Below are 20,375 nucleotides of genomic sequence, written 5' to 3' on the forward strand. Positions count from 1 at the left end.
CTAATAAAAAGCATCTAGCTTCAGAGGAACTATAAAATATGAGTAAAGGTGTCGCTATTACTGGAATGGGAATTATTTCTGCAATTGGAAACAATGTAGAGGAAAATTACTCATCGCTAATAGAAGGCAAAATTGGGATTTCAAGAATTTCCAAAATTCAAACCAATCATAAGGATGACATCATGGTTGGCGAAATTGCTTTTACCAACCAAGAATTAGAACAACAAATCGGTCTTTCCTCAAACAACAATTATTCCAGAACGGCATTTCTAGGTGTTATTGCCGCTAAAGAAGCGCTCGATAATGCTGGAATTTCAGATATTAACAAGTACAAAACGGGCTTAATTTCAGCAACTAGTGTTGGTGGAATGGACATGACCGAAGCCTACTATTACGATTATCCTAAAGATAAATCCATTCAAAAGTATATAGAAGGCCATCACGCTGGCGATTCTACCCAAAAAATCGCTGAGCAATTAGGTATCGAGCAAAGTTTAGTGACTACCATAAGTACCGCATGTTCTTCTGCGGCCAATGCTATAATGCTTGGTGCACGATTAATAAAATCTGGAAAACTAGACAGGGTGATCGTTGGTGGTGCAGACTGCTTATCGAAATTTACAATTAACGGTTTTAAATCGTTGATGATTTTATCCGATACTTATAATTCGCCATTCGATGAGAATCGAAAAGGTCTAAATTTAGGAGAAGCGGCTGCTTTTCTAGTATTGGAATCAGATAAGGTTATAGAATCCGAAAATAAACCTGTTTTGGCCTATGTGAAAGGTTATGGTAATGCCAATGACGCTTATCATCAAACGGCATCGTCCGACAATGGGGAAGGCGCAACCTTAGCCATGCAACAAGCATTAAAAGTTGCCGATCTATCTTCAGATGATATTAGTTATATCAATGCACATGGAACCGCAACGGGAAATAACGATTTATCTGAAGGTAGAGCCATACTAAGAGTTTTTGAAAATAGTGTTCCCGATTTTAGTTCAACAAAAGCCTATACTGGACATACGCTTGCGGCCGCTGGAGCTATTGAAGCTGTATATTCAATTTTAGCACTTCAAAATAATGTGGTTTATCCTAATTTGAATTTTAAAACCCAAATGAAGGAATTTAGCATAACGCCACAATTAGAACTTAAAGAAAAAGACTTACAAACCATTATGTCAAATTCTTTTGGTTTTGGTGGAAATTGTTCAACCCTAATTTTTTCAAAAAAACAATGAAAAAGGTTTATATAAATAGCGTTTGCTCTATTTCATCACAGAAAACCTTTGATAATTCAGTGTTTTTAGATGATATCATTTTTCATGAGGATAATGTAATTCCTGCCGTGAATCCTAACTATAGGGATTTTATTCCTCCAGCCGAATCCCGTAGAATGGCAAGAGGTGTTAAAATGGGCGTTGCGGCTTCAAAAATCGCTTTAAAAGAAGCGGATTTAGAAACTGTGGATGCCATAATCACAGGAACAGGAATGGGCTGCCAGAGAGATTCTGAAAAGTTTTTGAGTGCACTCATTGATAATGATGAACAATTTTTAACACCAACGTCATTTATTCAATCAACACACAACACAGTGGGAGGACAAATAGCGTTAAGTCTGCAATGTAAAGGGTATAACTTTACCTATGTGCATTCAAGTATTTCTTTTGAGTCGGCTGTTTTGGATGCTAAATTGATGTTGGAAAACGATGAAGCCAACCATATATTAGTTGGCGGTGTTGATGAAATTGGAGATTACACAGCTACGTTACATAAACTTATCAATCATATAAAGGCAGAGAAAATAGGGTCTAAAAAGTTGTTGCAATCGCAGACAGCAGGTACTATATCTAGCGAAGGTGGAAATTTCTTTGTGTTATCAAATGAAATGAAAACGTCTAGCTATGCTGAAATTGTTGCTATAGATACCTATAATACCTTAGGAGATTCAAAAATAACCGAGCTTGCCAAAACCTTCTTACAAGAAAATAACTTGGACCTTGCAGCTGTTGATTTAGTCGTTTTAGGAAATAATGGTGATGTTACTTATGATGGGTTTTATAATGAATTAAGTTCGGGGATTTTCAAGAATACGCAACAAGTATATTATAAACATTTGTGCGGCGAATTTATGACCGCATCCTCATTCGGCGTTTGGTTGGCATCAAAAATTCTAAAAACCCAAAAGCTTCCTGAAGTTGTAAAACTTAACGATTTGCAAGTTTCAAATTATAAAACTATTTTACTATACAATCAGTATCGTGGAGAAAATCATAGTTTTACTTTACTTCGTAAATGCTAAATTATAAATCAGTTAATATAATTACAGTTATCCTTTTGCTTGTTTTTCTTCTAACGAGCTACTTTTATAGATTAACGTTTTGGTTTTTAATAATTATCCCCATTTTTTGGTTTCTAGTGACACTTGCGGGTTCGTTTTTTATTCAATGGAACTATCATTTCAAGTCATTGCATTCCAATAAATCAATTAAGGAGAACCAAGTAGCCATAACATTTGATGATGGTCCACATCCAGAATTCACACCTAAAGCACTTGAGCTTTTAAAAAAACACAATGCCAAAGCTACATTTTTCTGTATCGGAAAATATATTGAAGCGTATCCGGAAGTGTTCAACGACATCTTAGAGCAAGGTCATACTGTTGGAAATCATACCTATTCCCATGGAAATAATTTTGGTTTTCTTAAAACTGAAAACGTAATTAAAGAATTGCAACAAACAAATAAAATTGTAAAAGATAGCAAAGGTCTCACCATGAAACTTTACCGACCAGCTTTTGCTGTCACTAATCCAAGAATAAAAAAAGCAATTATAGCCACTCAATTGCAACCCATTGGTTGGCGTGTTCGCTCATTGGATACCACTTCCAGAACGGCTGAAGCCATTTTTAAACGCACAACCAAAAATCTTTCTAAAGGCGATGTGATTTTACTTCATGATACAAGTTCAAAATCAATAGTGGTGTTGGAACGGTTATTGCTATTTTTACAAGAACAACATATCGAATCTGTTACTGTGGATTCTTTATTCAACATCAAAGCTTATGCGTAATATTGTTTATATCCTATGCTTTATGGTTACTGCGTTAAATGCGCAGACCAAAATGAGTAATGCAGAATCGGCTGATTTAAAGGCCAAAGTCAAAGCACAAGCCTTTGCTATAAGCACTTTAACGAGTGACTTTACGCAATATAAGCATCTAGATTTTTTAGCCAACGATATTGTGACTTCAGGGAAACTGGCCTATAAATCGCCTAATATGGTAAAATGGGAGTATTTGAATCCTTTTAAATATTCGGTTTTGTTCAAAAACGATAAACTCTTTATTAATGATGAAGGCAACAAAAGTGACGTTGATTTGAGTTCTAATAAGATGTTTAAACAACTCAACATACTCATCATAAATAGTGTAAAAGGAGATATGTTTGATGATGATAAATTCGAGATTGCCTATTTTAAAAAAGATAAAAACGGCGAAGTGCATTTTAGCCCTAAAGACAATGAATTTGCAAAATATATAAAGTCATTTCATATTTTGTTTAATGACGAAGGCGCTGTTATGGAATTAAAAATGATTGAACCTTCTGAAGATTACACCAGAATTGTTTTTAGCAACAGAAAAATAAACACCAAGTTATCTGATGCGCTATTTACTGAATAGTTTTGTTTTGTTTTTTATAGCCTGTGGATCGTATCCTAAAAAGCAGGATTTTCAATTAGTGAAGGCATCGAATGGTTTTGTTCAAAATCCGTATTTTTCGAGCGAAACTAAAGATTATGTCTATAAAGCAAATGTTGCAGTTTATGGAAATGATTTTAGCGGTATTTTTATAGTGAAGAAAATTGGAAAGTCTAATCATCGCATTGTATTCACTACGGAAATGGGAAATAAAATTTTCGACTTTTCCATTGTAAATGATACGTTTAAAGTTAATTTTATTCTTGACGCTTTGGATAAAGCGCTATTAAAAAACGTTTTAGAAAAGGACTTTAAAGCACTTATTAAAGAAGAACTACCAGTTGTAAAATCCTATTTATCACAAGACACTTTGATTTATGAAACAAAGCTGGACAACAAGAATTTTTTTTATTTTAAATCACAGCAATTAAACAAAATAGTACGTGTTGGTAATGGTAAAGAAAAAGTTGCTTTTTTATTTTCAGAAATTAGTGATACTATTGCAAACCAAATTAAAATTGAACATTCAAATATTCAACTTAGAATTCATTTGAACTATTTGAATTTCAGCGAAAATTAAAGATTTTGTGCCGAGTAGAAGTCATTTTTTAGTTGCATAGCATCGCTACGGAAATTAAAAATGGCAAGGAGAAGGTGCAAAAGAGTAGTTTTTTAGCAAATTGAAATCGTATAAATGAATTCTTTACATCAGTCTCAAATCAATTAACGAAATGAAAAACTTATTTCTAGTATTAGCGTTTATTACCATTAGTTCAACCGTAGTTTCTCAAGTCGAAATTAGACCAGGTGTAAGAGGCGGAGTTAATTTTGCCAATCTTACCAATTCGAATTTTGATGATAAGGTAGATTTTTACATTGGTGGATTTGCCGCTATTAAATTAGCCAATTTCTACACACTTCAACCAGAAATAAACTACTCAAGACAAGGTGGTAAAGCAAAATTTTCGGGATTTGAAAACCTCGAGATTCAATATGTGGGTATGGCTATAACAAACAAATTCGCGCCTTTTAAGGACATGGGGCTAAATTTCATTATTGGACCTGCAATAAACATTAAAGTGGGAGATAATTTGAATAGCTTTAATGATGACTTAGAAGATTTTGACTTTTTGTTTTTTGGAGGTTTAGGTTATGAGTTCCCTTTCGGGCTGGGAGTTGAAGCAAGATATAATATCGGGATAGTTGATGTTTTTGGTAGAAACGTTAACACCGACGATTACGACGATACTAATATTGATAATTTAGTGTTAAACAAGGTGTTTCAAATTGGAGCAACCTATAAATTCGATTTCAAATGAGCAAATTAGATAACCTATATCAATTAGACGATTTACGTGTTGTAGATACGTCTGCCACAGCTAAAATCACAATTAACAAAGACCATATCGTTTTTGATGGACATTTCCCAGACAATCCAGTAATGCCAGGTGTTTGTATGATGCAAATTATTAAAGAAATTACGGAGAAGATTACCGAGAAAACCTTGTTTATGCAGTCTGCCAGTAATATTAAATTTATGGCTATAATCAACCCGTTTAAGACACCAAAATTAGAATTGCAACTCGAAATTACCGAAACCGACGAAGGTTATAAAGTTAGAAACACGTCTAAATTTGAAGAGACTGTGGCTTTAAAATCCACGTCTAATTTCGTAACGAAATAATCAAACATGAAGTTTTTAAATGTTCTCATATTAGCACTAAGTACCACGCTGTTCTCAACAGATATTAATACCGTTAGAAAAGCCTATAAAGAAGCTGCTCAAGATGATACTAAAATAGAGGCTTTTAACAAATTGCTTACTGACGTCACAAAAAATGATGATATGACTTTAGTCGCCTATAAAGGTGCTGCAATTACCATGTTGGCTAAAAACGAGTCTAAAATTAAAGAAAAAAAAGCGCGTGTTGTCGAAGGGGTTTCTTATGTGGAATACGCTATTGAAAAAGCGCCAAACAATATCGAAATTCGTTTTATAAGGTTGGGAATCCAAGAAAACACGCCTAAAATTTTAAAATATAAAGAGAATATCGAGGAAGATAAACAGTTTATCTTAAAACAGTTTAAAAATATAAATTCTTCTAATTTGCGACATCACATCAAAGACTATATTTTACAGTCCAAAGCTTTTAGTGATGAAGAAAAATCAGTATTTTCGGGTCAATAAGACTTTAATGTTTTAATGACGTGAATAACCAACTTGTCCAACAAAAAATTACCGATTTAAAGGTATGTGTGTTAATCCCAACATACAATAACGAGTTGACTTTAAAACGCGTTATTGATGGCGTTTTACAATACACACAGAACATTATTGTGGTTAATGACGGTTCTACCGATTCCACGTCAACAATTCTTGAAAACTATCCCAATCTCGAACACATTCAATTTACTCAAAACAAAGGTAAAGGGCAAGCGTTGCGTGCAGGATTTAAACATGCTAAAAGTTTAGATTATGACTACGTGATAACTATAGATTCAGATGGTCAGCATTTTCCAAAGGATATTCCTACTTTTATCAATGCATTGGAAAATTCTGACGATAAAAACATCCTGCTCATTGGAGCTCGGAACATGAATCAGGAAGACGTCCCAAAGAAAAGTAGTTTTGGTAATAAATTTTCTAACTTTTGGTATTGGGTAGAAACAGGTATAAAATTACAGGACACACAATCTGGATTTCGATTGTATCCGATTCATCATTTTAAAAACCTAAAATTTTATACCAATAAATTCGAATTTGAAATTGAAGTCATTGTCAAAGCTGCTTGGAATGGTTCCCAAGTCAAAAATATCCCTATCCACATCTCCTATGACGAAACCGAACGTGTTTCCCATTTTAGGCCGTTTAAGGATTTTTCACGTATAAGCGTTTTAAATACATGGTTGGTTATTCTTACATTTTTGTATGTCAAACCAAGAAACTTTTTCAGGAAAATAAAAAAAAAAGGATTAAAACGATTTCTATTCGAAGATGTTATTGGCAGTAATGATTCACCTCAAAAAAAAGCACTATCCATCGCTTTAGGTATTTTTGTTGGAATTACGCCACTTTGGGGTTTTCATACCATTATCGTCATTTCCTTGGCTTTACTTCTGAAATTAAATAAAACCATCGCCTTTGCCTTTTCCAATGTCAGTCTTCCGCCTTTTATTCCATTTATAGTGTTGGGAAGTTTTATTTTGGGAAACATAATCCTCGGTCAAAATGAAACCTATAGCTTCGCCACTATCACAACCGATTTTGAAGTATTAAAACACCTAAAGACTTATATAGTCGGAAGTTTTGCCTTGGCGGCAGTTTCGGCAGTTATCGCAGGCCTATTGAGCTATATTATATTTTTAATCCTTCGGAAGAAAAAAGTACGTGTGACCAATGCATAATTTTTTCTACAACACATATCAATATTTTGTATCCCGAAAATGGCTTGGTCTTGGCATTTTAGTAATAGTGTTTGCTAGCTTAATATTCGTGGCTTCAAAGATTCAATTTGAAGAAGATATTAATAAACTTATTCCAACCAATAAGGACAATGAAGAATTTCAAAAAGTTCTTAAAAACGTCAATTTCACGGATAAAATCATCGTTAATATTACGAAAGAAAATGATGCTTCAGTTGACGATTTAACAAACTATGCATCGCAATTTATTGACAGTATTAATCAATCCTCCAGCAAATATATAGAGAAGATTCAAGGCAGGGTAAATTCGGATGACATTCAAGGAACTGCCAATTTCATTTATCAGTATCTACCATTATTTTTAGATGAAAGCGATTATGAAACTATTGCCAATAAAATTGAAAAGGACAGCATTGAAGCCACGACCTTAAAGAATTATAAAACCTTGATATCGCCTTCTGGTCTTATTGCCAAGGATTTTATTTTGAAAGACCCACTGGGATTATCATTTATTGCCTTAAAAAAACTGCGAGAGTTAAATTTTGGCGACAGTTTCACATTACAAAATGGCTTTTTGGTCAGTAAAGACGAGCAACATATCCTATTATTTATCACGCCTGCTTTAGAGACCAATGAAACTGCGGAAAACAGCCTTTTTGTTGAAGAGCTTTATGCCACAAATGCTAAACTTAACGAAAGCTTCAAGGGTAAAGTGAGCAGCGAATATTTTGGTGGGACTTTAATTGCAGTTGCCAATGCCAATCAAATAAAAAGTGATATTCAGGTGACCATTAGTATTGCTTTGTCCATACTATTACTCATATTTATTTTCTTCTATAGAAAACTAACGGTTCCCATCATATTGTTTGTACCCACTATTTTTGGTGGCCTTTTGGCCATCGTCATTCTTTTTTTAATTCGGGAAAAAATATCAGCCATTTCGTTAGGTATTGGTTCAATTTTATTGGGCGTCACACTCGATTATTCCTTGCACATTCTAACACACATTAGAAGCAACAATAATGTTAAGAATTTGTATAAAGAAATTGCAAAGCCCATTCTAATGAGTAGCACAACAACAGCTTTGGCGTTTTTGTGCTTGTTATTTATTAATTCACAATCTTTGCAGGACTTGGGCATTTTTGCTGCCATTAGTGTTATGGGAGCTTCGTTTTTTGCCTTGTTTTTTATTCCGCAGGTTTATAAAGACCAATCCCAAAAAGTTAGTAAAACGACGGTTTTCGATAAAATTGCGGCTTATAATATTCACCAAAATAAATGGGTTGTTATTGTACTTGTGGTTTTTTTCGTTGGAAGTTTATTCACATACAATAAAGTTATTTTTAATAAGGATTTAAGTCAACTGAATTATTATCCTAAAGATTTAAGAACAGCAGAACTACGTTTGGACAATTTGATTAACAGCACATCGAAATCCATTTATATTGCGGCTTATGGCAATTCTGAGGAAAGTACTTTAGAAGTTAATGACCAAATTTTGGAAAAGCTAGATAGCCTAAAAGCAGAAAATAAACTTATCAACTTCAGTTCCATTGGGACGTTTGTACATTCCAAAAAACAACAAATCCAACAGATTGAAAAATGGCATTCATTTTGGGATGCCAAAACCATTCAAAATACCAAAGACAACCTTATAGAAAGTGGCACAACTTTAGGTTTTAAACCCGAAACCTTCAAAAACTTTTACGCCCTTTTACATACGAATTTTGAACCGATAGCAATTGAAGACTACAAAGCCATACACACATTTTCTGTTGACGATTATATTGCCACAAAAGACAATTATACCACTATTACCACTTTAGTAAAAGTTGAAGATGGCGATGCTGTAATGGCGGCTTTTAAAAATGCAGCTCAAACTTTAGTGATTGACAGAAAACAAATGAACGAAACATTTTTGGGCAACCTAAAAACCGATTTCAATAGCTTAATTGGCTATTCGTTAGTTGTGGTTATTGTGCTTTTAATACTGTTTTACAAAAGCTTTTCATTAACCTTGGTCACGGGAATTCCAATATGTTTGACATGGTTATTGACCGTTGGTATCATGGGATTATTTCATTTGGAATTCAATATTTTCAATATTATCATCTCAACCTTTATATTTGGTTTGGGCATTGATTATAGCATTTTTGTAACTAACGGACTGCTTCATGAATACAAAACCGGCGAAGAATCACTGGCTACGCATAAAACCTCTATTTTACTTTCAGTTATCACAACTATTTTAGGCGTCGGCGTATTGGTTTTTGCAAAACATCCAGCTTTATATTCCATTTCCATAGTGTGCTTAATCGGTATTTTATCTGCCGTTCTTATTGCATTTACTATTCAGCCTTTGCTATTTAAATTGTTTATTGGTAGTAGGACTAAACGGCCCATATCATTTCGATTATTGATACACTCTATTCTGTCGTTTGGTTATTTTGGTTCTGGAGGACTTTTCATCTCCTTGATTAGTGCCACATTATTGAAAATAATTCCTGTTAGCAAAAAGGTAAAAATGAGATGGTTTCATAAAGCTGTTTCTAAATTCATGAAATCGGTGCTTTACACGAATCCATTCCTAAAGAAGACCGTTCTAAATCCTACCAACGAAACGTTTGAAAAACCAGCTTTAATAATTTCCAATCACACCTCGTTTTTAGACATTTTAGCTGTTGGAATGCTTCATCCGAAAATTATATTCTTGGTAAACGATTGGGTGTACAATTCGCCTGTGTTTGGCAAAGCAGTGCAAGCAGCCGGTTTTTATCCGGTCTCGAGTGGTATTGAAAACGGCGTATCCCATTTGCAGGAAAAAATAAATCAAGGTTATACATTAATGGTTTTTCCTGAAGGCACAAGATCCACAACTAACAAAATGAAACGGTTTCATAAAGGGGCTTTTTATGTTGCCGAACAATTAAATTTAGATATTATCCCCATCTTAATCCATGGTAATTCGGAAATTAACCCGAAAGGAAGTGCGCTCATTAGAAACGGAAACCTGACTTTAAAAATATTAGATAGAATTCCTATTGATAATAAGAGTTATGGCGACACCTATAAACAACGCACAAAAAATATAAGTGCCCATTTTAAACACGAATTTATGAAGTTTCGCGAAGCAGTAGAATCTGACATTTATTTTCGCGATAATCTTTTCGACGAATATCGATACAAAGGCGACAATGTTTTCCAAACCGTTCAGAAAGACTTCAACACGTATAAGGAGATTTACAACCAAATTTTATGGGCAATTGACCCAAAGGCCGAAATCATTCATATATCGAAGGATTATGGGCAATTGGATTTTCTTTTGGCCTTAAACTCTATGGATAGAAAAATATTTTCTTATATTGAAAACGGTTCTGTCAGACCAATGCTTCAAAATAGTTTTATTACAAATAAGCACAAAAACCTTATTTTTGAAAATACACTAGAGACCACATTAGAACACAAGGGAAACACTCTAATTCTAAACACAAACCAATTATCTGAAGAGCACATAAGAACGGTTTTGAATAACACCATTAATCTTGTAATTTTGATAAAAGAAAGTCGAAATTTGTATGCTGAAACAGTTTCCAAATTAGGATTTGAGTCTATTCAAGAGCATGAAAATCTTGTTATTTGCAAACGAAAAGAGATAATAAAACAAAACACATGAAATCACATTATGACGTTGTAATAATTGGAAGCGGATTGGGAGGCTTGGTTTCTGGTATCATTTTGGCAAAAGAAGGTTATAGTGTTTGTGTGCTTGAAAAAAACAACCAATATGGTGGCAATTTGCAAACCTTTGTAAGGAACAAAACCATTTTTGATACTGGTGTACATTACATTGGTGGACTTGATGAAGGGCAAAATCTCTATCAATACTTTAAATATATTGACATTTTAGACGATATTTCCCTGAAAAAATTAGATATAGAAGGTTTCGATATTGTTACTTTTGATGATGACCCAGCAGAATATAAGCATGCTCAGGGTTACGAAAAATTTATTGAAGTTTTAACGGAACAATTTCCTGAAGAGGAAGAAGCCATTACAGCATATTGCGATAAATTAAGGGAAACCTGTGCAAGTTTTCCGCTCTATAACTTAAAGAAAGGTAAGCCTTATTATGATGATACGGCTATTTTTCAACTTCAGGCAAAAGCATTTATTGCGTCTCTTACAGACAATAAAAAGTTACAAGCTGTACTTGCCGGAACCAACTTTTTATATGCTGGTGATGGCGAGCGCACACCGTTTTATGTGCATGCGTTGACTATCAATTCATATATAGAAAGTTCATATCGATGTATCAATGGCGGCAGCCAAATTACCAAGGCTTTAATCAAACGATTGAAAGAAAACGGAGGGGAAAACTACAAACATCACAATGTGATTGAATTTGGATTTGAAGATGGTAAAATCACATCCGCAATTTGTTCCAACGGAAAAGAAATAAAAGGCGATTTATTTATTTCCAACATTGAACCTAAACTGACCTTAGACCTTGTTGGTAAGGATAAATTCAGGAAATCGTACACCAATAGAGTTGATAAAATTGAAAGTACTATTGCAGCATTCAGCTTATATATTGTGTTAAAACCGAATTCCTTCAAATACCAAAATAAAAATTTCTACCACTTTAAAGACCCAGATAAGGTTTGGGATGTACATAAATATACACAAGAAAGTTGGCCAGAAGGTTATATGATGTCTATGTCCATAAAGAAAAATATGGAAGACGGTTATGGTGACAATATTACCGTAATGACGTATATGCATTACGATGAGGTAAAACCCTGGATGGATACTTTCAATACGGTTGCCGATAAAAACGAAAGAGGTCAGACCTATGAGGAATTTAAAGCTGAAAAAGCAGAGAAACTCATCAAGGAAATGGAGCTGAAATTTCCGAATTTAAGAGATTGCATTCAAGAGGTTTACACGTCCACACCATTATCGTATAGAGATTATATTGGAAGTAATAGAGGCTCTATGTATGGTTATGTTAAGGATGTCAATAGACCCATGGAATCTTTTATATCGCCAAAAACAAAGGTCAAAAACTTGATGTTTACAGGTCAAAGTCTCAACATGCATGGTATTTTGGGCGTGACTATAAGCGCTATCATGACCTGTGGAGAGATTCTTGGTAAGGACTACTTGCTAAATAAAGTTGTAGAAGCGAATAAGGAATCAGAAATTACTGAAAATAAGGCCTAATATGTTGCTAAAGAAAGTACAGACGGTACGTTGGTTTTATTTATTGTCAGTCCTGTTTTTAGTCACTTCCTGTGGTGTTTCAAAATCTTTACATGATGTGCCAGATGTAAGTGCTTATAGCGCTGATATTCCTGAACGCATACAAATGTCGGATACTACCTTCTCATTAGGAAATAGCCATCTCAATAAAAACAAACAAGGCTTATGGGAATTGTATGTGGCAGGCAATCCTTTGGAAATCGGTTTGAAAACAGGTCGATTAACACAAGAATTATTCAAAAAACAAGAAGCAGCCTTTTTATCAAAGGTTGATGAACTGGTGCCTTCAAATACCAGAAAATACTTTCTACGAAAACTTTTAGCATGGTACAACCGGAAAATGTATTTGAATATTCCAGAAGAATATAAAGCCGAAATTTATGGACTTTCAAGATATGCGTCTGACGATTATGACCATGTAGCCAGTAATTATTTAAGGATATTATACCTTCATGGCGCTCATGATATCGGTCATGCCTTTCAGGATTTGGCTTTGGTGGGTTGCACATCTTTCGCTGCTTGGGGAGAAAAATCTGAAGATGGCAGTTTAATAATTGGTCGAAATTTCGACTTTTTTGCAGGCGATGATTTCGCCAAGGACAAAATTATTGCTTTTGTGAATCCTACTGAAGGCCATAAATTTATGTCGGTAACTTGGGCAGGCATGATAGGCGTGGTTTCGGGAATGAATGAACATGGCTTAACGGTAACCATCAATGCAGGAAAATCTAAGATTCCACTTGTGGCTAAAACGCCTGTTTCAATATTAACCCGTGAAATATTGCAATATGCTTCGACGATAGAGGAAGCTATTGCAATTGCCAAGAAACGACAGGTTTTTGTTTCCGAATCCATATTTGTTGGTAGTGCCAAGGATAAAAAAGCGATTACCATTGAGGTGTCGCCAAAGAATTTTGGGGTTTATGAAGTGCCAAATTCCAATCAATTAATTTGCGCTAATCATTTTCAAAGCGAGGCTTATGCTGACGATGAAAATAATAGTAAACACATTTTGGAAAGTCATTCCCAATACAGATATGAACGTATGCAAGAGTTGCTTAGCCAAAACCAGAAGATAACACCACAAATTGCGGTAGATATTTTAAGAAATAAGGAGGGTTTAAACGATAAGGACATTGGATATGGAAATGAAAAAGCACTAAATCAGTTATTAGCACATCATGGTATTGTTTTTAAACCAGAGCAACGTTTGGTTTGGGTATCGTCCAGTCCATATCAATTAGGGGAATTTGTGGCTTATGATGTGGATGATGTATTCAATAACCCGTCAAAAAAATTATTGTCGAATGCACAACTCAATATTGAAGAGGATGATTTTCAGTTTACGCAGGCCTATCGTGATTACGAAGCCTATAGACGGCTGAAAAGAGATGTGCTTTCTTCCATAGGTGATGAAGAACACGTAGAACCGTCAACCCTTTCAGAGTTACAGACTTTAAACCCAAACTACTGGGAAGCATATTTTATTGTGGGCACGTATTATTATGAAAAAGGGTATTTTACAGCAGCACTAAATGCGTTCGAAAAAGCAAAAACCAAAGAAATCACTACAGTTCCCGACAAAGAACGAGTAGATGGTTATATTAAAAAAATAAAAAGAAAGTTAGAGTTATGATTCCTGAGATAGAATATGCATCAAAAGCTGAAATAAACGACTTTCAAGTTCAAAAATTGAGGGAACTACTGGTTTATTTAAACTCGAATTCTGCTTTTTATAAACGGTTGTTTAAAACACACCACATCGACATTAATAGTGTCAATTCACTTGAAGATTTAGCTGGAATTCCTACCACGTCAAAAGACGATTTACAAAAATATAATGACGACTTTATATGCGTGCCTAAAAATAAAATTGTAGATTTTGTAACCACTTCCGGAACTTTGGGCGAACCTGTTATTTTTGCACTTTCGGACAAGGATTTGGATCGATTGGCCTATAATGAAGCTATTTCTTTTGCTTGTGCTGGTGTTGGTTCAGATGATATAATTCAGCTTATGACCACCATTGACAGGCGGTTTATGGCAGGACTCGCTTATTTTTTAGGCGCTCGTAAACTTGGCGCAGGAATTATTCGTGTTGGAAACGGCATTCCGGAATTGCAATGGGATTCCATCTTAAAATTTAAACCTACCTATATTATTGCAGTACCTTCATTTTTGTTGAAACTTATTGAATATGCACAACAACATGAAATAGATATTAATGCTTCAGGAATTAAAGGTGCCATTTGTATTGGAGAATCACTTAGGGAACAAGATTTTTCATTGAATACTTTATCCAAAAAAATAAAGGACAACTGGAATATTGAATTGTTTTCAACCTATGCTTCTACGGAAATGAATACGGCTTTTACCGAATGTGAAGCACATCGAGGCGGACATCAGCATCCAGAACTTATCATAACCGAAATTTTAGATACAAATAATCAAACCGTTGCTGAGGGCGAAGCTGGAGAATTGACGATTACCACTTTAGGGGTTGAAGGCATGCCTTTGTTAAGATTTAAAACTGGAGATATTGTAAAATCCCATAGCCAGAAATGCAGTTGTGGCAGAAATACCAATCGATTAGGACCTGTTATCGGCCGAAAGAAACAAATGATAAAATATAAGGGCACAACCATTTATCCACCTGCGATGCACAATGTTTTAAATGATTTCGCCGAGGTTGAAACCTATATTATAGAACTGTCGCATAACAGCATTGGAACAGACGAAATCCTTATAAAAATCGCTACCTTAGAAGCTACGGAAGACTTGTTGCAAAATATTAAGGACCATTTCAGGGCTAAGTTAAGAGTGCGGCCAAAAATAGAGTTTTGTGCTAAAAAGGAAATTCAAAGATTGCAATTTCCTAAAATGAGTAGAAAACCGATGATGGTGATTGATTTGAGGAAGTGATGTAAGGTTTTAATTTAAAAATCATTAATTTTATAGACATATACCATTAAGATTATGAGTAATACAAATGTCGATGTTTTAATTATTGGTGCAGGACCTTCAGGGTGTGTTGCCGCTTCTTATTTAAATAACAATGGTATCGTTGTTAAAGTCGTTGAAAAAAATAAATTTCCAAGGTTTGTTATCGGCGAAAGCTTATTGCCACGCTGCATGGATCACTTTGAAGAAGTGGGTTTGTTGACATGTTTAAAAGACCAAGGGTTTGAGCGCAAAGAGGGCGCTCGATTTTTAAGAGGCGATGTTGTTTGTAATTTCGACTTTAGTAAAAAACACACTGACGGTTGGGATTGGACCTGGCAAGTTCCACGAGCCGATTTTGATAAAACCCTTACTGATGAACTATTAAAACGCGGTGTGGATATTGCGTTTGAAGAAGAGGTTGTTGGTGTAGATTTTAACGCTGATGGAAGTTCAATAACGACCATTAAAAACAAGGATGGTGAGATCAACAAAATTGGAGCAAAATTTATTATAGATTCTAGTGGTTATGGCAGAGTTCTGCCAAGACTTCTTGATTTGGACAAACCTTCCGAATTGCTTAACCAATCTTCGATATTTACACATGTAAAAGATGTTAAGCGTCCAGAGGGATGGGAAGGTACAAGGATTACATTTGATGTTCTCGATACGAGATTGTGGTTTTGGGTAATTCCGTTTTCTAACGGCATAACAAGTATAGGTTTTGTCGGTCCGACGGAATTTATAGAATCATTCGAAGGAACGTCTTCAGAAAAATTAACGGAAATGTTAAAATTATCCTCTTATTACAGAGAACGTTTTGAGGAGGTGGACTTTTCATTTAGTCCTGTTGAAATTACTAATTATTCCAAGTCGGTTAAACAACTATACGGAAATGGGTATGTATTAACAGGAAATAGCGCTGAGTTTTTAGATCCCGTATTTTCTTCTGGTGTTACATTTGCAACAGAATCAGCATTGAAGGCAGCAAAGTTAATTACCAAATCCTTACAAAATGAAGCCGTTGATTGGGAAGTGGACTATTCAGATTACATAAAAAGTGGTGTTAACGTTTTTTCTACCTATGTAAAAGAATGGTATACAGGGAATTTACAAACCTTGTTTTTTCACCGACCAGAAAACCCTGAAGTAAAAAAGCAGATTTGTGCGGTATTAGCAGGCTATGTGTGGGATCAAACTAATCCTTTTGTGAAAAACCATCATAGACTTGTTAAAACTTTGGCCCATATCATCAACATGGAACAAAACGAAAAAGTGAGTAATTTATAAAACTAAACTACACACTTTTTTTGAAAAACCTCTAATCTAAAGATTAGAATGCTTTTTTCATTATTAATTTAGATAAGCTCTTGCCTGTTTTCGCAAAGCCTTCTCCAATACGATCTTCGTTACTAAAAGTGCCACCATATCTATTGCCAGGTGCGTGCTTACTAGTGATTTCTAATAGAACATTATCTCTATTTGCAGTTTCAACAAACTTTAATAACGTAGTTAATTTTGCAGGTTGCCTCATTACGGCAACATTATACCCTGGATATATCCAAACAACTTCTACAACAAGCGTGTACTTAGCATCCGTAAGGCCTTCTTCGAAAGACATGCCTTTATCTTCAGCTAAATCTCTATTCATGAGCTCTAAAAATTTTGGTGCATAGATTAATTCTCTACTAGCTTCCCATTTTTTCGCCCATGTTTTTCCTTTCCCTTTTGATTTTTCCTCTAGGTCTGCAGTTCTTTCTGCGACATATTCTTCCTCAGTGAGATTATCCTTATTGATTTTCAAGTTGCTGTAATCAAACTCAACATTAATGGCTTGGTTACTTTCAATGAAATCAAAATTGCCTTCAGCAACTTTCATTTTTTGAGCGAAAACTATTGTAGAAAACAAAAAGATGAACGCTAGTGATAATGTGTTTTTCATAATAAAATTTAGAATTAGTGATTGGTCAAATATATCAAAAATAATTAAGCAATGACTTTTTTTTAAAATTGAGGATTTTAGTACTGGGTTTCTGCTACTTATAGCTCATTTTAAAAAGATTATCTGGCCTGTTCATCGGTTTAATTTAACTATACATCGTCTTTCAATATTGATCTCTAACCTAGTAAATACAGTTTGTTGAAAAAATTACTACCTTAACAGCATCTTACAACAACAATTATATTTTTTTATGTCTACTTTTTATAAAAGTGAAACCGGCTTTTGTATTTTAATCATTGCACTATTTTTTAGTGTAAAATTCAATGCACAGGAGAATCCGCCAATTAGAATATTTACACCACAAGATTATGGTGCGGAAGATCAGAACTGGTCCATAACTCAAGCCGATAACAATTTCATTTATATAGCGAACAATAAAGGATTGCTTCAATATAATGGTGCGTCTTGGGAATTATATCATTCGCCAAACGAAAGCATCTTAAGGTCAGTTAAGATCGTTGGAGATAGGGTATACACTGGAGGATATATGGATTTTGGATATTGGACAAAAAACAAGTATAACGAACTCATTTATAAGTCGCTCACTGAAAATCAGAATTTCTCAATTATAGAAGATGAGGAATTTTGGGATATCACAGAAATCGAAGGTTATGTTTTATTTCAATCTTTAGAGCGTATTTATATTTATAATATAGCCAATGAAAAGTTTGAGATAATAGATTCTGAATTAGGAATCAATAAGGCAAATGAACGCAATGAATCTATATATTTTCAGAAATTAGGAGAGGGAGTTATGGAAATTATAAATGGAAGTGGGCACTTGATAATTCAATCTGAACTTATTAAAGACATTGAGCTAGTTAATATTTATGAATTTGATAAAAGCCTGCTTCTTCAAACTATAGAGAATGGGTTTTATAAGTTTGAAAATAACAATTTGACCAAATGGGATATTGAGGCCGACGAATTGTTATCCCGTGTGAGCGTATATAGTAGTACGAGATTAAAAGATGGTAGTTTTATAATAGGAACTATTTCTAATGGCGTTATTCAATTGGATAGTAAGGGAAAAGTAATATTGGAAATCGACCAATCCAATGGTCTTAGTAATAACACTGTTCTATCGATTAAAGAAGACAATGATGGTAATGTTTGGTTGGGTTTAGACAATGGTATTAATGTTATGAATTTAACATCACCATACAAAGTTTACAATGATGAACAAGGTGTTTTAGGTACGGTCTATTGTGCGGCCAAGGTTGATGATAATTTGTACTTAGGAACTAACCATGGTCTATTTTATAAAACAATCGATTCTAACGGGAAATATAGATTCATAGAAAACACTCAAGGACAGGTGTGGAATTTAAAGTATATTCAAGGAAGTCTTTTTTGTGGTCATGATAAAGGTACGTTTGTAATAAATGATACTATTGCTGAACAAATTTCAACAGAATTAGGTACTTGGAATATCAAAGAAATAAAAGGGAACCCTAACTTATTGCTGCAAGGTAATTATAAAGGGTTAAATATTTTGGAAAGGGAAAATAATCAATGGAGGTTTAGAAATAAAGTTGAAGGTTTTGATATCTCTTCTAGATACTTTGAATTCTTCGATCAGAATAAAATACTGGTTAGTCATGAGCATAAGGGGGTTTATAAAATAGATATAGACAGTACATTTTATAAAGTAAATAATGTTGAAAAACTCAAGATAGAAAAGGGCATAAAGTCTAGTATCGTAAAATACAATGGAACTATTTTTTATAGCTTTAAAAATGGTGTTTTTCGTTTCGATTCTAGCTCAGAATCTTTTAAAAAGGATAGTGTTTTAAGTGCCTTATTTAGTGAAGAAAAATATATATCTGGCAAGTTAATAAATGATGAAGTACAGAATAAGTTTTGGGGTTTTACAAAAAATGAAATCATTTATGTAGAGCCAGGTAAACTGACCAATGATTTGCAAGGTAATGTGATAGAAATCCCACATAATATACGTAAAACTAAATCAGATTTTGAAAATGTACTGCATTTAGAAAAAGACACTTATTTAGTAGGGAATACGGAAGGGTATCTTGTAATACATATAAATAAGTTAAAGAAAGAGGCCAAAAGACTATACTTAAATAGTGCTTCATACACCTCTTTGCGAAAGGAGTTTGTTTCTTTTGACACTAGCCAGCCGATTGAATTAAAAAATAAAAATAACATCATTCGGTTTAGGTATAGTACTCCTAGTTTTGACGAGCTTTCGAGGTCAAAGTATCAGTATCGATTATTGGGAATTTATGATTATTGGAGCGAGTGGTCAAACGATGGTGAAATCTTATTTGAGAATTTACCTCATGGCGATTACACTTTTCAGGCAAGAGCAATTACTGGAGGCATTTTATCTAACAATGTATTGTCCTATGATTTTACCATAGAAAAGCCATGGTTCCTTAAACCATTGGCAATTATTTCATATTTTGTTGCTGCCCTACTGTTTATCTTTATACTCTATTATTTCAACAGAAAGCATTACAAAAAGGAGCAACAGAAACTCATTAAAAAGAAAGAAAGACAATTAAAGTTAGAGCAATTAGAAAACCAACGCCAGTTAATACAGTTTAAAAATAAAAATTTACAACAAGATATTGAAAACAAGAACAGAGAGCTCGGTATGGCCACCATGAACTTGGTAAAGCGAAATGAACTGTTAGGTAATATTAAGAGCGAACTTTCTAAAAGCAAATCATTAAATGAAGTTGGAAAAGTAGTTAAGCTTATTAATTCAAGTATAAACGACACCAATGATTGGGAATTGTTTGAGGAAGCCTTCAATAATGTCGATAAGGATTTCATGAAAAAAATAAAAACACTTCACCCATCCATTACGCCTAATGACTTAAGATTATGTGCGTACTTAAGATTAAACCTTTCATCTAAGGAAATTGCCCCATTGTTAAATATCTCTCATAAAAGTGTTGAGGTTAAACGCTATCGTTTGCGTAAAAAGATGGAATTAGACCATGAGCAGAGTTTGTCTAATTACATAATTGAGTTATAGCACCTATACAACTTCGTTATAAACCTATACAAAACCCA

At 34.1% G+C, this 20,375-nt stretch carries 16 protein-coding genes; 15 read left to right on the forward strand and 1 reads right to left on the reverse strand.

All coding sequences use genetic code 11. From position 1 onward, the window contains the following. Positions 1-38: 38 nt before the first annotated feature. The 14 genes from HM990_RS02580 (at position 39) to HM990_RS02645 (ending at position 16,615) form a co-directional block, all read left to right on the forward strand. Complete coding sequence (locus HM990_RS02580; protein WP_178987440.1) at positions 39-1,241, forward strand: beta-ketoacyl-[acyl-carrier-protein] synthase family protein; 1,203 nt, start codon at positions 39-41, stop codon at positions 1,239-1,241. Continuing rightward, positions 1,238-2,302, forward strand: coding sequence for a beta-ketoacyl synthase N-terminal-like domain-containing protein (locus HM990_RS02585; protein ID WP_178987441.1), 1,065 nt, complete (start codon positions 1,238-1,240; stop codon positions 2,300-2,302). The genes HM990_RS02580 and HM990_RS02585 overlap by 4 nt, the downstream gene beginning before the upstream one ends. 167 nt (positions 2,303-2,469) lie before the next feature. Next, entirely contained in the window at positions 2,470-3,072 is a 603-nt protein-coding gene (locus HM990_RS02590; protein WP_229719351.1) for a polysaccharide deacetylase family protein, read from the forward strand. Beyond that, on the forward strand, positions 3,065-3,682 hold the full coding sequence (locus tag HM990_RS02595; protein ID WP_178987443.1) for a LolA family protein: 618 nt from the start codon (positions 3,065-3,067) through the stop codon (positions 3,680-3,682). The genes HM990_RS02590 and HM990_RS02595 overlap by 8 nt, the downstream gene beginning before the upstream one ends. After that, positions 3,663-4,280, forward strand: coding sequence for a hypothetical protein (locus HM990_RS02600; RefSeq protein WP_178987444.1), 618 nt, complete (start codon positions 3,663-3,665; stop codon positions 4,278-4,280). The genes HM990_RS02595 and HM990_RS02600 overlap by 20 nt, the downstream gene beginning before the upstream one ends. A gap of 151 nt (positions 4,281-4,431) precedes the next feature. Then, entirely contained in the window at positions 4,432-5,019 is a 588-nt protein-coding gene (locus HM990_RS02605; protein WP_178987445.1) for a porin family protein, read from the forward strand. Further along, positions 5,016-5,384 (forward strand): hotdog family protein, encoded by a 369-nt coding sequence (locus HM990_RS02610; RefSeq protein WP_178987446.1) that lies wholly within the window; start codon positions 5,016-5,018, stop codon positions 5,382-5,384. Before HM990_RS02605 ends, HM990_RS02610 begins: the two co-directional genes overlap by 4 nt. Positions 5,385-5,390: 6 nt before the next feature. Then, a complete protein-coding gene (locus HM990_RS02615; RefSeq protein WP_178987447.1) occupies positions 5,391-5,888 on the forward strand; it encodes a hypothetical protein in 498 nt (165 codons plus the stop codon). 20 nt (positions 5,889-5,908) lie between these two features. After that, complete coding sequence (locus tag HM990_RS02620) at positions 5,909-7,105, forward strand: DUF2062 domain-containing protein (protein WP_178987448.1); 1,197 nt, start codon at positions 5,909-5,911, stop codon at positions 7,103-7,105. Beyond that, positions 7,098-10,796, forward strand: coding sequence for an MMPL family transporter (locus HM990_RS02625; RefSeq protein ID WP_178987449.1), 3,699 nt, complete (start codon positions 7,098-7,100; stop codon positions 10,794-10,796). The genes HM990_RS02620 and HM990_RS02625 overlap by 8 nt, the downstream gene beginning before the upstream one ends. Next, positions 10,793-12,346 (forward strand): phytoene desaturase family protein, encoded by a 1,554-nt coding sequence (locus tag HM990_RS02630; RefSeq protein ID WP_178987450.1) that lies wholly within the window; start codon positions 10,793-10,795, stop codon positions 12,344-12,346. The genes HM990_RS02625 and HM990_RS02630 overlap by 4 nt, the downstream gene beginning before the upstream one ends. Position 12,347: 1 nt before the next feature. Further along, complete coding sequence (locus HM990_RS02635; protein ID WP_178987451.1) at positions 12,348-14,021, forward strand: C45 family peptidase; 1,674 nt, start codon at positions 12,348-12,350, stop codon at positions 14,019-14,021. Further along, on the forward strand, positions 14,018-15,307 hold the full coding sequence (locus HM990_RS02640; protein WP_178987452.1) for a phenylacetate--CoA ligase family protein: 1,290 nt from the start codon (positions 14,018-14,020) through the stop codon (positions 15,305-15,307). Before HM990_RS02635 ends, HM990_RS02640 begins: the two co-directional genes overlap by 4 nt. 54 nt (positions 15,308-15,361) lie before the next feature. Then, the gene (locus HM990_RS02645; RefSeq protein WP_178987453.1) at positions 15,362-16,615 is read left to right on the forward strand and encodes an NAD(P)/FAD-dependent oxidoreductase; all 1,254 of its coding nucleotides are present in this window, start codon (positions 15,362-15,364) and stop codon (positions 16,613-16,615) included. A 43-nt stretch (positions 16,616-16,658) separates the two neighbouring features. Here the strand turns inward: HM990_RS02645 and HM990_RS02650 are convergent, their stop codons facing one another. Then, positions 16,659-17,267, reverse strand: a complete 609-nt coding sequence (locus HM990_RS02650; protein WP_178987454.1) for a hypothetical protein — start codon at positions 17,265-17,267, stop codon at positions 16,659-16,661. Positions 17,268-17,517: 250 nt separating this feature from the next. On the opposite strand from HM990_RS02650, the gene HM990_RS02655 reads away from it, so the two are divergent. Next, entirely contained in the window at positions 17,518-20,337 is a 2,820-nt protein-coding gene (locus HM990_RS02655) for a triple tyrosine motif-containing protein (RefSeq protein ID WP_178987455.1), read from the forward strand. Positions 20,338-20,375: the final 38 nt, after the last annotated feature.

Origin of the sequence: Winogradskyella schleiferi, assembly GCF_013394655.1 — a bacterium.
Lineage (GTDB): Bacteria > Bacteroidota > Bacteroidia > Flavobacteriales > Flavobacteriaceae > Winogradskyella > Winogradskyella schleiferi.